This is a genomic window from Pseudoflavonifractor sp. HCP28S3_F10, from assembly GCF_052065415.1.
GTDB lineage: Bacteria > Bacillota > Clostridia > Oscillospirales > Oscillospiraceae > Pseudoflavonifractor_A.
The window spans coordinates 1-13669 of the sequence record NZ_JBQHUB010000018.1; the positions used below are offsets into that span (position 1 = coordinate 1).

Here is a 13669-nt window from a genome sequence, read left to right on the forward strand (position 1 = left end):
AATAAAAAACAACAACAAAAACAACCACCTCCAGAAAACCCCACCCCCCCCCCCCGCCCCGCGCCCCCCCCCCCCCCCCCCCCCCCCCCCCCGCCCCCCCCCCCCCCCCCGCGGCGGTATCTCAAAGTGAGAGCTGGCGGATGACCTGCCGGAGCTGCGCGGCGGAGCCGGTAAGGGCATCGGTCTCCCGGCGGTCCAGGGGGATCTCCAGCACCTTCTCCAGACCATTTTTTCCCAGGATCGAGGGAATACTGAGACAGAGCCCGTCCAGGCCGTACTCTCCCTGAAGGACCACCGACACCGGGAGAACCGACTGCTCATCCTTGATGATGCACTCGGCGATCCGCCGCACGGCCATGGCGATGCCGTAGTAGGTGGCCCCTTTGCGGGCGATGATCTCATAGGCACTGTCCCGGACGCCCTGATAGAGCCGCTCCATGGCGTCTCTGGGGTCGGAACAGCCCCGCAGGGCGCAGAAATGCTCCAGGTCGATGCCGGAGATATTGGCGCTGCTCCACACCGCCAGCTCGCTGTCCCCGTGCTCGCCGATGATGAAGGCGTGGACGTTCCGGCTGTCCACCCGGAGGTGCTGGCCCAGCAGCTGCTTGAGACGGGCGGTATCCAGCACCGTGCCCGATCCGATGACCCGGTGGGCGGGAAAGCCGGAGAGGCGCCAGGCGGCGTAGGTCAGCACGTCCACCGGGTTGGAGACCACCATCAGGATGCCCTCAAAGCCCCGGCGGCTGATCTCCGGGATGATGGAGCGGAGGATGCCGATGTTTTTGCCGATCAGATCCAGCCGGGTCTCGCCGGGCTTCTGATTGGCCCCGGCGGTGATGATGATGAGGGCGCAGTCGGCCACATCGTCATAGGTGCCGGCATAGAGGTCCATGGAGGCGGCGTAGGGGAGGCCGTGGCTCAGGTCCATGGCCTCCCCCTCAGCCTTGGCGTGATTGACGTCCAGCAGGACCAGCTGGGAGAACAGGCCCCGCTGCATCAGGCTGAAGGCAATGGAGGAGCCCACGAAGCCGCAGCCGATGATGGCGGCCTTGCGGGGGTTGATCATAGAAAACACTCCTTTCCGAGACGGTATGCGTACCGGAATAGGGTGCCCCGTTTTTGAAAAAATAGAAGATACCGCCTGCGCGGCGCTAGCCGGGGTCAGAGGCCATGACCAGCGTGTCGCCGGGGCACAGCTCCAGACTGCCGGTGGGGAGAAGGGCTTCCTCTCCCCGGCGGACCAGGATCACCAGGGAACCGCCCCAGTCGATCTCCGAAAGGCGCTTGCCGCACCACTCGTGCTTTCGGTCCAGGATCGTCTCGCTGAGGGAGAGATGGCGGTCATCCTGGTAGGCCATGGCGCTGAGGATGAGAACGTCACCGGCGCAGAGGCAGGTGTCGCCACGGGGCAGGATCCGGGCGTCCCCCCGCAGGATAAGGGCGGCCCGGGTGTCAGGGGGCAGGACGGCCTGGCGCAGGGGAACGCCGTTCCAGGGGTGGTCCTGGTGGATGCGCAGGCGAATGAACTGGACCGGGGTGTCGGCGGTGTAGTCGGTAAAGGTGCGCAGCACGTCCTCCTGCTCGTCGATCATGTCCATACGGCGGGCGCACCAGGGGAGGAAAGTGCCCTGAAGGCCGATGGAAAGCAGCACCACGCAGAATACGATATGGAACAGGTCGCCATGGGTCTGAGCCTGGTCGATGACCGCCATGATGGCAAAGACGATGGAAGTGGCCCCCCGAAGGCCCGCCCAAGACACCACCACCTGCTGCCGCAGGGGCGCGCGGAAGGGTGTGAGCAGAAGAAAGGTGGCCGCCGGGCGGCTGACCAGGGTGAGGAAGAGCATGATGGCCAGGGCCGCAGGCAGGCAGGCCGGCAGGCGGGAGGGGGAGGAGAGCAGGCCCAGCAGGAAGAAGAGGGCGATCTGCATCAGGCTGGCCACGCCGTCCAGAAAGGTGACCATGGCCTTCTTGTCTGAAAACTTCTGGTTGCCCAGTACGATGCCCACCAGGTAGGCGCTGAGATAGCCGTTGCCGCCCAGGGCGGTGGGCAGGGCATAGGAGAGCAGTGCCACCGCCACGGTCATCAGGGGCACGGCGGCGGGGTCGTGCCGCAGCTTTCGGAACAGCCGGACCGCCGCCCAGGCCAGGGCGGCTCCGCAGGCCAGGCCGAAAAAGATCTGGCGGAAGGCAAGCAGGGCCACCTCCCCGCCGGTGACGCCCCCGCTCATCATGCGCAGGAGCAGGAAGGTCATCATATAGGCGAAGGGGTCGTTGCTGCCGCTTTCCAGCTCCAGCAGGGAGGTGGTGCCGTATTTCAGGCTCAGCCGCTTGGAACGCAGGATGGAGAAGACCGAGGCCGCGTCGGTGGAGCTGATGACCGACCCCAGGAGAAGGCTCTCCAGCCAGGAGAGCCGCAGAACAAAGTGACAGAATACTCCCGTGAACAGGGCGGTGAGCACCACCCCCGCCGTGGAGAGCAGGACGGCGGGGAGAGCCACCGGCCGGGCCGCCTTCCAGTTGGTGCCGAAGCCGCCGTAAAAGATGATGAAGATCAGGGCTACGGTGGAGATCTGGCTGGCGAAGTCGAAATTCTCAAAGGGGATCTTGAACAGGCCGTCGGAGCCAAAGATCATGCCCAGGGCCAGGAAGGCCAGCAGCACCGGAATGCCCACATGGTCGGAGAGCCTGCCCAGCAGGACGCCAAGCACCAGCACCAGCGCGATGAGGATCAGCAAAAAGGTCACGAAAGACTCCTTTCCAGTAAAAAAATGAGAGAGATGGGAGAAGATCTTGATATATGATTATTTTATCAAAAGAAATGGAAAAGAGCAACCGATCTGTTTATTGGAGAAAAAACGCGAATGGGGCTTGACAGATAAGAATATTAGAATATAATAATATTAGAAAATTTGGAACGAGGTGAGAACGTGAACGATCCCGGCATCCCCTATGAAGAAAAGGCGGAGCTGCTCAAGGCACTGGCCCATCCCCTGCGCCTGCGGATCGTCCGCGGTCTGCTGAAATGCGGCTGCCGGAACGTGACGTGTATGGAGCGGAACACCGGTCAGTCCCAGTCCTGTATCTCCCAGCACCTGGCCAAGCTGAAGGCGACGGGAGTGGTCAGAGCCGTGCGGGCAGGCAACGAAGTATACTATGAGATTGCGGACCCCGGCGTGGGGGCGGTGGTGGCCGCCCTGCTGGGGGAACGGGAGGAGGATTATCACAGTGAGCTATGATGTGATCGTCATCGGCGGCGGTCCGGCGGGCCTGTCTGCCGCTGTCCAGGCCCGCGTTCGGGGCAAGTCTGTGCTGGTGGTGAGCAGCTCCCCGGCGGACAATCCCCTGGGCCGGGCCCCGCGGGTGGACAATTACCTGGGCCTGCCCGGCCTGACGGGGACAGAATTGTTGGAGCGCTTTGGCGCCCACGCCGATGCGGCGGGGGTGGAGCGGATGACCGGCCGGGCCCTCAGCGCCATGCCCACCGACGAGGGCTTCTTCGTTGCGGTGGGCAGCCAGGTGGTGGAGAGCCGGGCGCTGATCCTGGCCTGCGGTGCGGCCCACGGGACCAGGTATCCCGGCGAGAGCGAGTATCTGGGCCGGGGCGTGAGCTACTGCGCCACCTGCGACGGCATGCTCTACCGGGGCAGGGACGTGGTGGTGGCGGGCTTTTCCGCCGAGGCGCCGGAGGAGGCCAATTACCTCCATGAGCTGGGCTGCCGTGTGACCTATGTGAGCCGCCGGGCCCCCGAGGGGCTCTCTCCTGAGATCCCGGTGGTCACGGCGTCCCGGCTGGAGATCGTGGGCGAGGGGGCGGTGACCGCCCTCCGGGCCGACGGGAAAGAGCTGCCCTGCGCCTGCGTTTTCCTGCTGCGGCCCTCCGTGGCCCCCGCCGAGCTGCTGCCCGGCCTGGAGCTGGAGGGCGGCTATATCCGGGTGGACCGGGACATGGCCACCGGTATTCCCGGCGTGTTCGCGGCGGGGGACTGCACCGGGCTGCCCCTTCAGGTGTCCAAGGCAGTGGGCGAAGGCCTGGTGGCCGGCCAGCGGGCGGCGGAATATGTGGACCGAAAGGCCGGCGGACGGGTCTGAACCCCGCCGCCGGAGGATCAAAAAGAACCGATCAAAAACAGAAAGGAACATGAATTATGGCACTGTATCATTTCAACACCGAGGGTTTTGACAAGGCGGTTTCCTCCGGGAACCTGGTCATGGTGGATTTCTGGGCCTCCTGGTGCGGCCCCTGCCGCATGCTGGGCCCCACCATCGAGAAGCTGGCTGACCAGTACGAGGGCAAGGCCATCGTGGGCAAGGTCAACACCGACGAGCAGCCCGCCCTGGCCCAGCGCTTCGGCATCATGAGCATCCCCACCGTCATCTTCTTCAAGGACGGCCGGGAGATCGACCGCAAGGTGGGCGTGATGCCCGCCGGCGCCTATACCGCCGTGCTGGACGCCAACCTGTAAGGAAAATCACTGCCGCACCCGGCGGCCGTCTCGGCTGAGACGGCCGCCGTTTTTCGTCCGGGCGGCCCCGGTGCGGGAGCCGGGGGCGGTCCAGGGCCGCATCAGCTCCAGGGCCTGTGGGGAGAGGAGCAGCAGGGCGATCAGGTTGGGCAGAGCCATCAGACCGTTGAAGATGTCGGCCAACTGCCAGACCGCCGAGAGGTCGCCCACGCTGCCCAGCACGATGGCTGCCGTGAACACACAGCGGTAGACGGGGCGGAAGCCTTCCCCGCCGGTGAGGTAGGAGAGGCAGCGCTCGCCGTAGTAGCTCCACCCCAGCAGGGAGGTAAAGGCGAAGAGCAGCAGGCATACCGACACGAAGGCCCCGCCAAATGGGCCGAACAGGGTGGAAAAGGCGGCGGCGGACAATGGCGCGCCCAGCATGCCGTCGGTGACCGTGCCGGAGCGGATGGCCTCCAGCGCCGCCTCGGGCTGATAGACCCCGGTGGTCAGGATGACCAAGGCGGTGACCGAGCAGACCAGAATGGTGGCGATGAACACCTCAAAGATGCCCCACATGCCCTCCAGGGCCGGGTCGTCCACATCGGCGGCCGCGTGGGCCATGGCGGAGGACCCCATGCCCGCCTCGTTGGTAAAGACCCCCCGGGCCACGCCGTAGCGCATGGCGGCGGACACGGTATAGCCTGCGCCGCCCCCCAGGGCCGCCCTGGGAGAGAGGGCGCAGGAGAAAATATCAGCCAGGGCGCCTGGGATGGCGGCGGCGTTGGCCGCCAGGATGGCCACGCCCCCACCCAGAAAGAGCAGAGCCATACAGGGCACCAGCCCCTCGCTGATGCGCCCGATGCGGCCGATGCCGCCCCAGATCACCGCGCCGCAGCACCCGGCGGTGACCAGGCCCACGAGCAGCGGGTCCCAGCCGAAGGAGGCGTGGAGGGCGGTGGCGATGGAGTTGGCCTGCACCAGATTGCCGCCCCCCAGGGAGGCGGCGGCGCAGCACAGGGAGAACCAAAGGGCCATCCATCGCATGCCCAGACCCCGCTCCATGCAGCACATGGGACCGCCCTGCCAGCCGCCGCCGGGGGCGCGCTCCCGCCAGCGCACGGCCAGGGTTTTTTCGGCGCAGCCGGTCATCATACCCAGCAGAGCTGAGACCCACATCCAGAACACCGCCCCCGGCCCGCCGTAAAAGATGGCGGTGGCCACCCCGGCGATGCTGCCTGTGCCGATGGTGGAGGCCAGAGCGGTGGATAGGGCCTGGAACTGGGTGAGCCCTCCGCCGGAGCGCCTTTGCCGCTTGCGGAAGATGGAGCATACCGTGGCCCTCAGCCACACCGGCAGGCCGAAGAGCTGGAAGAAGCCGGTGCGCACCGAGTACCACAGCCCGGTAATGAGAAAGAGCCCCAGCAGCCAGGGGTCCCACAGCGCGTCCCCCAGGCGGGTGAGAAAGGTCATGTCCATCCCTCCGTTCTTGAAAAGAGGAATATGCGCCGGCCGGGCGCTTCATGCCGCCCCGGGCGGAAGACAACAAAAAAATAAAATTTTCTCCGAAAAAAGAGTTGCATTTTATAGGGGTATGTGGTAATATATCAGTTGCGTTTATGACGACTTATCCCCTGGGAGAAAGAGGTGAACATAAATGAAGGAAGGCATCCATCCCAACTATGCTCAGACCACCATTCGATGCGCCTGCGGTAATGTGATCGAAACCGGATCTACCAAGAAGGACATCAAGGTCGAAGTTTGTTCCAAGTGTCACCCCTTCTTCACCGGCAAGCAGAAGATGGTGGATACTGGCGGACGTGTCAGCCGCTTCAACAAGAAGTTCGGTCTGGATAAGAAGTAAGTTGGCAAGATAAAACCCGTACCGGTTTCGGTACGGGTTTTTCTGTTCATTCCGGCGCCGCGCGCATATACTGGCAGCAGAATACGGACCATGACAGGGAGGCGGCTCGATATGCTGAAACGAATGGACCCAAAAGCTCTGAACGAAAATGTGTTTTCCATGCTGGCCGACCAGTGGATGCTGGTCACGGCCGGGACGCCGGAGAACTGCAATACCATGACCGCGTCCTGGGGCGGCCTGGGCGTGCTGTGGGGGAAGAACGTGGCCATGTGCGTCATCCGGCCCCAGCGGTATACCCGGGAGCTGCTGGAGCAGGGGGAGTACTATACGCTCTCCTTCTTCGGCGGGGAGCGGCGGGACGCGCTGGCCCTGTGCGGCAGGGAGAGCGGCCGGGACGTGGATAAGGTGAAGGCCTGCGGCTTTACCGTGGCGGCCGCCGCCGGGAACGCGCCCTATTTTGAGGAGGCACGGCTGGTGCTGGTGTGCCGGAAGCTGTACCGCCAGGACCTGGACGCGGACTGCTTTACCGACAGCAGTCTGGATGAGAAGTGGTATCCGGGCAAAGACTACCACAGAATGTATATCGGGGAGATCGTGGAGGTCCTGAAGAGGGACTGAGGCGCCCCGCGGAGGTACTATGAGCGAGGAAAAGAAGGAAAGCATCAACCGGGCGGTGCTGGTGGGCCTGTCGGCCCACTGCCTGAGCCGGGAGGAAAATGCCACCGAGACCACCATGGAGGAGCTGGAAGCCCTGCTGGAGACAGCGGGGGGCGAGTGTGTGGGCGTGGTGCTCCAGAACAAGGATACCCCCGACCCCCGCACCTTCATCGGCGAGGGCAAGGTGGAGGAGGTCCGGGAGCTGGTGGAGAACGCCGGGGCCGGCATGGTCATCTTTGACAACAGCCTTTCGCCCTCCCAGCAGCGGGTGCTGTCTGAGGAACTGAAGGCGGCGGTGATGGACCGCTCCGCCCTCATCCTGGATATCTTCGCCCAGCGGGCCCGCACCCGGGAGGGGCGGCTGCAGGTGGAGCTGGCCCAGTACCAGTACCTGCTGCCCCGGCTTACCGGCATGTGGACCCATCTGGAGCGGCAGGAGGGCGCCATCGGCACCCGCGGCCCCGGCGAGACCCAGCTGGAGACCGACCGCCGCCACATCCGGCGCAAGATCTCCAAGCTCAAGGAGGAGCTGGAGCAGGTCCGCCGGGTGCGGGGGGTCCAGCGGGAGCGGCGCATCAAGAACGAGGTGCCGGTGGTGGCCATCGTGGGCTACACCAACGCCGGCAAGTCCACCCTGCTCAACAAGCTGACCGGGGCGGACATCCCCGCCAACGACCGCCTGTTCGATACACTGGACACCACCACCCGCACCCTGGAGATCTCGGACACCTGCACCGTCCTCATCTCGGACACAGTTGGCTTCATCTCCAAGCTGCCCCACCACCTGGTGGAGGCCTTCAAGGCCACGCTGGAGGAGCTGGAGTACGCCGACCTGCTGCTCCATGTCATTGACGCCTCCAACCCCGAGTGGCGGGAGCAGGCGGCGGTGGTGGAAAAGCTCATCGCCGAGCTGGGGGCCGCCGAGACCCCCCGCATCGACGTGTTCAACAAGTCGGACCGCTATACCGGCGACATCGTCCCCCACGGGGAGGACATCGTGTCCATCTCCGCCAAGACCGGCCAGGGGCTGGACGAGCTGCTGGACATGATCGGCAAGCGGCTGGACACCGGCGCCCACCGGGTGGTCCTCCACCTGCCCTACGACCAGGGCGGGGCGCTGGACATGCTCTACCGGGACGCCAAGGTGGAGCAGGTGGAGTACGGCGAGACCATCGAGGTCACCGCTGTGCTCACCCCCATCCTGCTGGGCCGGATGAAGGACTATATCGTGGACGGCTGGAAGCCGCCCAAAGAGTTCTGGGAGGACTGAGCCATGGAGCTGGAAACGGAACGGCTGATCTTGCGCCCCTTTACGGAAGAGGACGCGGCCGATCTGTATGAATACGCCCGGGACCCCCGGGTGGGACCCCCGGCGGGCTGGAAGCCCCATGAAAGCCCGGAGGAGAGCCGGGAGATCATCCGCACGGTCTTTTCCGCCCCCGGCGTGTTTGCCGTGGTGCTCAAGGAGAACGGAAAAGCGGTGGGCTCGGCGGGCTTCACCGGGCGGCACCGGAAGGAGGCCGCCGGGCCGGATGACGAGATCGGCTACTCCCTCAGCCCCGACTATTGGGGCAGGGGCCTCATCCCCGAGGCGGTACGGGAGCTGCTGCGGTACGGCTTTGAGGACCTGGGACTCAATACCATCTGGTGCGACCATTACGACGGCAACCAGAAGTCCAGGCGGGTCATCCGCAAGTGCGGCTTCCGGTTCCGCTTCCTGCGGATGCAGGAGGTGCCCGGCCTGGGGGAGACCAGGCTGGCCCTGTGCTACTCCATGACCCGCCAGACGTGGGAAGCGGCGAGATAGAGAGGAAGGATTCTTATGACCGAATACTTCATCCCCACCGGCCCCTCCGAGACAGAGTTCACCGAAAAGCGCTCCCGCTTCATCGGCCACGTGTGGCGGGTGGAGACTGAGGAGGAGGCCAGGGCCTGCATCGAGGCCATGAAAAAGAGATACCACGACGCCCGGCACAACTGCTGGTGCTATGCCGTGCGGGAGGGGGGCGTGGTCCGCTACTCCGACGACGGGGAGCCCCAGGGCACCGCGGGGCAGCCCATGCTGGGCGTGTTCCAGAAGGAGAACATCACCAACTTCTGCTGCGTGGTCACCCGGTACTTCGGCGGCATCCTGCTGGGGGCCGGGGGACTGGTGCGGGCCTACACCCGCTCGGCGAAGGATGCGCTGGATGCCGCCGGCGTGTCGGTGGTGCGGCGGTGGGTGGACGTGGCGGTGCCCTGTCCTTACGCCCTCTTCGAGCGGGTGAAGCTGGAGGTGGAGGGCCAGGACGGCGTGCTGGGAGAGACCGAGTACGCCGCCGACGTCACCGTCCACGCCCTGCTGCCCGAGGAGCGGGTGGAAGCGTTCCGGGCCCGGATCACCGAACTCACCGCCGGCGGGTCTGCCGCGCAGGTGGTGGGTCAGGCCTTTAAGGACGTTCCGGTGCGGTAAAGGGCCTATGAAGCCCGGAGTTTACCGGCCAAAGAAAAATTCCATAAAAAATTTCTGCGGAAAGCAGGATTTTGAGGGCGAAAAACGTATATAGTAAATGTGAGCATTTTGCGGCGGCGGGAGGCGGTCCTTATGACGGTGCGGGAGCGGACGGAGCAGATCGAGCGGGAGACCCTGTCTCCCTATGCCTGCCGGTCGGCGGAGAGCAGGGGCCGGGCCAGGCCCCTGGAGCGCTGCCCCATGCGGACCGACTTCCAGCGGGACATCGACCGCATCGTCCACTGCAAGGCATTCCGCCGGCTCAAGCACAAGACCCAGGTCTTTCTGGAACCGGAGGGGGACCACTACCGCACCCGCATGACCCACACGCTGGAGGTCTCCCGCATCGCCCGTACCATCGCCCGGGGCCTGCGGCTCAACGAGGACCTGACCGAGGCCGCGGCTCTGGGCCACGATCTGGGCCACACTCCTTTCGGCCACGCCGGGGAGCGTATCCTCAACGAGATCATGCCCGGCGGGTTCGAGCACAACGTCCAGTCCCTCCGGGTGGTGGAGCGGCTGGAGAACGGCGGCGCGGGGCTGAACCTGACGTGGGAGGTGCGCAACGCCATCCTCTGCCATACCGGAGACGACGCGGCGGACACCTTGGAGGGGCGCATCATCCGCCTGGCCGACCAGATCGCCTACATCAATCACGACATTGACGACGCCATCCGGGGCGGCATCATTTTTCCCATGGATATCCCGCTCTCCGCCTCCCAGGTGTTGGGCTTCACCCACGGGGAGCGGATTGACGCGCTGGTCACCGACATCGTCCGGGAGAGCGAGGGCAGGAACGCGGTGCGCCAGTCGGAGGAGTACCGGAAGGCCATGGTGGAGCTGCGGGAGTTCATGTTCCGGGCGGTGTACTATAATCCCGTGGCCAAGGGCGAGGAGTCCAAGGCCCAGGACATGATCCGCCGGCTCTATGACTATTACCGGCGCTATCCGGACAAGCTGCCCGCCGAGTTCCAGGAGATCCGCCTCATGGAGGGGGAGGAGCGGGCCGTCTGCGACTATATCGCGGGCATGACCGACAAGTACGCGGTGGAGCAGTTCGGCGACATCGCCATCCCCAAGGCGTGGACGGTGAAATAACGCCGTTCCCCGCGAGACGGCCGGACAGGAGGTGGGACCGTGGCCATCCCGGAAGCATTCATCGACGAGCTGGTGGCGAGGAGCGAGATCTCCGACGTGGTCTCATCCTACGTCCATCTGACCCGGAAGGGAAACAATCTCTGGGGCCTGTGCCCCTTTCACAGTGAAAAGACACCGTCCTTCTCGGTCTCGCCGGAAAAGCAGATCTACCACTGCTTCGGCTGCGGCAAGGGGGGCGGCGTGATCTCCTTTGTCATGGAGATGGAAAACCTGCCCTTTGTGGAGGCCGTGCGCCTGCTGGCCCAGCGTGCGGGTATGGAGGTGCCGGAGAGCGGCGGGAGCGAGAGCTACCGCCGACGGAAGGAGCGGCTGCTGGCCCTGAACAAGGAGGCCGCCCGCTTTTTCCACGCCAAGCTCCGCTCGCCGGAGGGGGCGGCCGGGGCCGAGTACCTGTTCCGGAAGCGGGGCCTCTCCCAGGGGATCGTGACCCGGTTCGGCCTGGGCGTGGCTCCCGACGGGTGGGACAACCTGATCCGGGCCATGCAGGAGAAGGGCTATACCAAGCGGGAGCTGCTGGACGCCGGTCTGGCGGTGGACAACAAGAAGGGAAGGGTATACGACCGCTTCCGCAACCGGGTCATGTTCCCCATCATCGACCTGCGGGGCGAAGTCATCGGCTTCGGCGGCCGGGTGCTGGACGATTCCACCCCCAAGTACCTGAACTCACCGGACACGGTGATCTACAACAAGAGCCGCAACCTCTTCGCCCTGAACATCGCCAAAAAGAGCAAGCTGGGCCGCATCATTCTGACCGAGGGATATATGGACACCATCTCCCTCCACCAGGCCGGGTTCGACTGCGCGGTGGCCAGCCTGGGCACCTCCCTCACCGCGGAGCACGCCCAGCTCCTCTCAAAGTACACCAAGGAGGCGGTCATCGCCTACGACGGGGACGGCGCCGGGGTCAAGGCCGCCCAGCGGGCCATCCCCATCCTGGAGAAAACGGGCATCCAGGTCCGGGTACTCCAGATGCGGGGGGCCAAGGACCCGGATGAGTTCATCAAAAAGTTCGGCCGGGAGGCCTTTGCAAAGCTGCTGGACCAGAGTGAGAACCACATCGACTACCGCCTGCGGCAGATCCAGGTGAAGTACGACCTGGAGGACGATGCCCAGCGGGTGGAATTCCTGCGGGAGGCGGCCGCCATGCTCTCCACCCTGTCCAGCCCGGTAGAGCGGGAGGTATACGGCGCCAAGGCCGCCGCGGCCGCCGGCATCACGGCAGAGGCCATGGCCCAGGAGGTCAAGCGGGAATATTACCGCAGGGTAAAGCAGGCCAAAAAGCAGCAGGAGCGCAAGGACCTGACCCCTGCCGCCCAGCTCCAGCCCAGAGAGTACGGCATCCGGTACGCCAATATGCGCTCCGGCCGGGCGGAGGAGGGCGTGCTGCGGCTGATGCTGCTGGAGCCTGGGCTGTTCCGGGAGACCGGGAGCCTGACGGCGGAGCAGTTCTCGGTCCCGGTGCTGGGAAAGGTATACGGCCTGCTGCAAAAGCGGTTCCAGGAGGGGCGGAGCACCCAGCTGGCTGCCCTGGCCGGAGAGCTGACGCCGGAGGAGATGAGCCATCTGGCCGCCATTCTGGACCGGCCCGAGGACCTGGCCAACAGCCAGCAGGCCCTGCGGGATTACATAAGCATCATACAGACCGAGGCCCTGAAACGGACGGGGGAGAACCAGATGGACCCCCTGCTGGCGGCCCGGGAGAAATACAGAGAAAAAAAAGCCTACGGAGGATGAGCACATGAGTGAAAAGAAAGTAACCGGAGCCAAGAGCGGCAAGTGGAACCCGCCCAGCGAGGCCCAGATGGAGGCCGGGCGCCAGGAGATCATGAAGGTAGTAGAGGGCATGCCCGGCGCCGAAAAGCTCAGCGAGCTCATCGAGCGTGGAAAGAAGAAGGGCAAGCTTTCGGCCGGCGAGCTGATGGACGTGCTGGAGAACATGAATCTGGAGAGCGACCAGATGGACAAGATCTACGATGCCCTGGAGAATTTGGGCATCGATACCGCCGGAGAGGACTATCTGCCCGAGATCAGCGACGATACGCTGCCTCCCATCGAGGAGCTGGAGGACATCCCGGAGGAGGAGATCGTAGACCCCAACACCCTGGTGGACTCCTTCGGCATCGACGACCCGGTGCGCATGTACCTGAAGGAGATCGGCAAGGTGAACCTGCTCTCCCCCGACGAGGAGATCCAGCTGGCCCAGGACATGGGCGCAGGCGACGCCGCCGAGGAACAGTGGGCTGAGATCGAGAAGATGCGTGCCAACGGGGAGGAGTATGCACTCAGTCCCGAGGAGGAGGCCGCCATCAAGAAGGCCATCAAGCGGGGCAAGGCGGCCAAGCAGCGCCTGGCTGAGGCCAACCTGCGCCTGGTGGTCTCCATCGCCAAGCGGTATGTGGGCCGGGGCATGCTCTTCCTGGACCTGATCCAGGAGGGCAACCTGGGTCTCATCAAGGCGGTGGAGAAGTTCGACTACACCAAGGGCTATAAATTCTCCACCTACGCCACCTGGTGGATCCGCCAGGCCATCACCCGGGCCATCGCCGACCAGGCCCGCACCATCCGCATCCCCGTCCACATGGTGGAGACCATCAACAAGGTCATCCGGGTGTCCCGCCAGCTCCTCCAGGAGCTGGGCCACGACCCCACGCCGGAGGAGATTGCCGCCGAGATGAACATGCCGGTGGACAAGGTGCGGGAGATCCTGAAGATCGCCCAGGAGCCGGTGAGCCTGGAGACCCCCATCGGCGAGGAGGAGGACTCCCACCTGGGAGACTTTATCCCCGATGAGGATGCCTCCGAGCCCTCCGAGGCCGCCAGCTTCACCCTGCTCAAGGAGCAGCTGGTGGAGGTGCTCTCCACCCTGACCCCCCGGGAGGAGAAGGTGCTCAAGCTCCGCTTCGGCATCGAGGACGGCCGCACCCGCACCCTGGAGGAAGTGGGCAAGGAGTTTAACGTCACCCGTGAGCGTATCCGCCAGATCGAGGCAAAGGCCCTGCGCAAGCTCAGACACCCCAGCCGGAGCAAGAAGCTCAAGGATTTCCTGAACTGAAA

At 64.9% G+C, this 13669-nt stretch carries 14 protein-coding genes; 11 read left to right on the forward strand and 3 right to left on the reverse strand.

The genetic code is table 11. The features are described from left to right. Positions 1-121: 121 nt before the first annotated feature. Both ACTNBZ_RS08855 and ACTNBZ_RS08860 read right to left on the reverse strand, forming a co-directional pair. Complete coding sequence (locus ACTNBZ_RS08855) at positions 122-1066, reverse strand: L-lactate dehydrogenase (RefSeq protein WP_441209307.1); 945 nt, start codon at positions 1064-1066, stop codon at positions 122-124. 85 nt (positions 1067-1151) lie between these two features. Then, positions 1152-2747, reverse strand: coding sequence for a potassium/proton antiporter (locus ACTNBZ_RS08860; protein WP_441209308.1), 1596 nt, complete (start codon positions 2745-2747; stop codon positions 1152-1154). Positions 2748-2930: 183 nt separating this feature from the next. Between ACTNBZ_RS08860 and ACTNBZ_RS08865 the strand changes: the two genes are divergently transcribed. From ACTNBZ_RS08865 to trxA, 3 genes are read left to right on the forward strand one after another with little or no spacing between them, the layout of a single operon-like run. Next, the gene (locus ACTNBZ_RS08865) at positions 2931-3239 is read left to right on the forward strand and encodes an ArsR/SmtB family transcription factor (RefSeq protein ID WP_441209309.1); all 309 of its coding nucleotides are present in this window, start codon (positions 2931-2933) and stop codon (positions 3237-3239) included. Further along, positions 3229-4092, forward strand: a complete 864-nt coding sequence (locus ACTNBZ_RS08870; RefSeq protein ID WP_441209310.1) for an NAD(P)/FAD-dependent oxidoreductase — start codon at positions 3229-3231, stop codon at positions 4090-4092. Before ACTNBZ_RS08865 ends, ACTNBZ_RS08870 begins: the two co-directional genes overlap by 11 nt. Positions 4093-4148: 56 nt before the next feature. Further along, positions 4149-4466: a thioredoxin gene (trxA, locus tag ACTNBZ_RS08875; RefSeq protein ID WP_441209311.1), complete on the forward strand. Its 318-nt coding sequence runs from the start codon at positions 4149-4151 to the stop codon at positions 4464-4466. Positions 4467-4472: 6 nt separating this feature from the next. Here trxA and ACTNBZ_RS08880 read toward each other — a convergent pair whose 3' ends face one another. Then, entirely contained in the window at positions 4473-5918 is a 1446-nt protein-coding gene (locus ACTNBZ_RS08880; protein ID WP_441209312.1) for an alanine/glycine:cation symporter family protein, read from the reverse strand. Between the two features lie 184 nt (positions 5919-6102). On the opposite strand from ACTNBZ_RS08880, the gene rpmE reads away from it, so the two are divergent. From rpmE to rpoD, 8 genes are all read left to right on the forward strand, one after another. Further along, positions 6103-6309 carry a 50S ribosomal protein L31 gene (gene rpmE / locus ACTNBZ_RS08885; RefSeq protein ID WP_441209313.1) on the forward strand — a complete coding sequence of 69 codons (207 nt, stop codon included), beginning with the start codon at positions 6103-6105 and terminating at the stop codon, positions 6307-6309. A gap of 111 nt (positions 6310-6420) precedes the next feature. Further along, the gene (locus tag ACTNBZ_RS08890; RefSeq protein ID WP_441209314.1) at positions 6421-6927 is read left to right on the forward strand and encodes a flavin reductase family protein; all 507 of its coding nucleotides are present in this window, start codon (positions 6421-6423) and stop codon (positions 6925-6927) included. A gap of 19 nt (positions 6928-6946) precedes the next feature. Beyond that, positions 6947-8236 (forward strand): GTPase HflX, encoded by a 1290-nt coding sequence (gene hflX, locus ACTNBZ_RS08895; RefSeq protein WP_441209315.1) that lies wholly within the window; start codon positions 6947-6949, stop codon positions 8234-8236. 3 nt (positions 8237-8239) lie between these two features. Beyond that, the gene (locus ACTNBZ_RS08900) at positions 8240-8773 is read left to right on the forward strand and encodes a GNAT family N-acetyltransferase (RefSeq protein WP_441209316.1); all 534 of its coding nucleotides are present in this window, start codon (positions 8240-8242) and stop codon (positions 8771-8773) included. A 15-nt stretch (positions 8774-8788) separates the two neighbouring features. Further along, positions 8789-9418 (forward strand): YigZ family protein, encoded by a 630-nt coding sequence (locus ACTNBZ_RS08905; RefSeq protein WP_441209317.1) that lies wholly within the window; start codon positions 8789-8791, stop codon positions 9416-9418. 132 nt (positions 9419-9550) lie between these two features. After that, positions 9551-10555 carry a deoxyguanosinetriphosphate triphosphohydrolase gene (locus ACTNBZ_RS08910; RefSeq protein ID WP_441209318.1) on the forward strand — a complete coding sequence of 335 codons (1005 nt, stop codon included), beginning with the start codon at positions 9551-9553 and terminating at the stop codon, positions 10553-10555. A gap of 39 nt (positions 10556-10594) precedes the next feature. Beyond that, a complete protein-coding gene (gene dnaG / locus ACTNBZ_RS08915; protein WP_441209319.1) occupies positions 10595-12349 on the forward strand; it encodes a DNA primase in 1755 nt (584 codons plus the stop codon). Between the two features lie 4 nt (positions 12350-12353). After that, a complete protein-coding gene (gene rpoD, locus ACTNBZ_RS08920) occupies positions 12354-13667 on the forward strand; it encodes an RNA polymerase sigma factor RpoD (RefSeq protein WP_441209320.1) in 1314 nt (437 codons plus the stop codon). Positions 13668-13669: the final 2 nt, after the last annotated feature.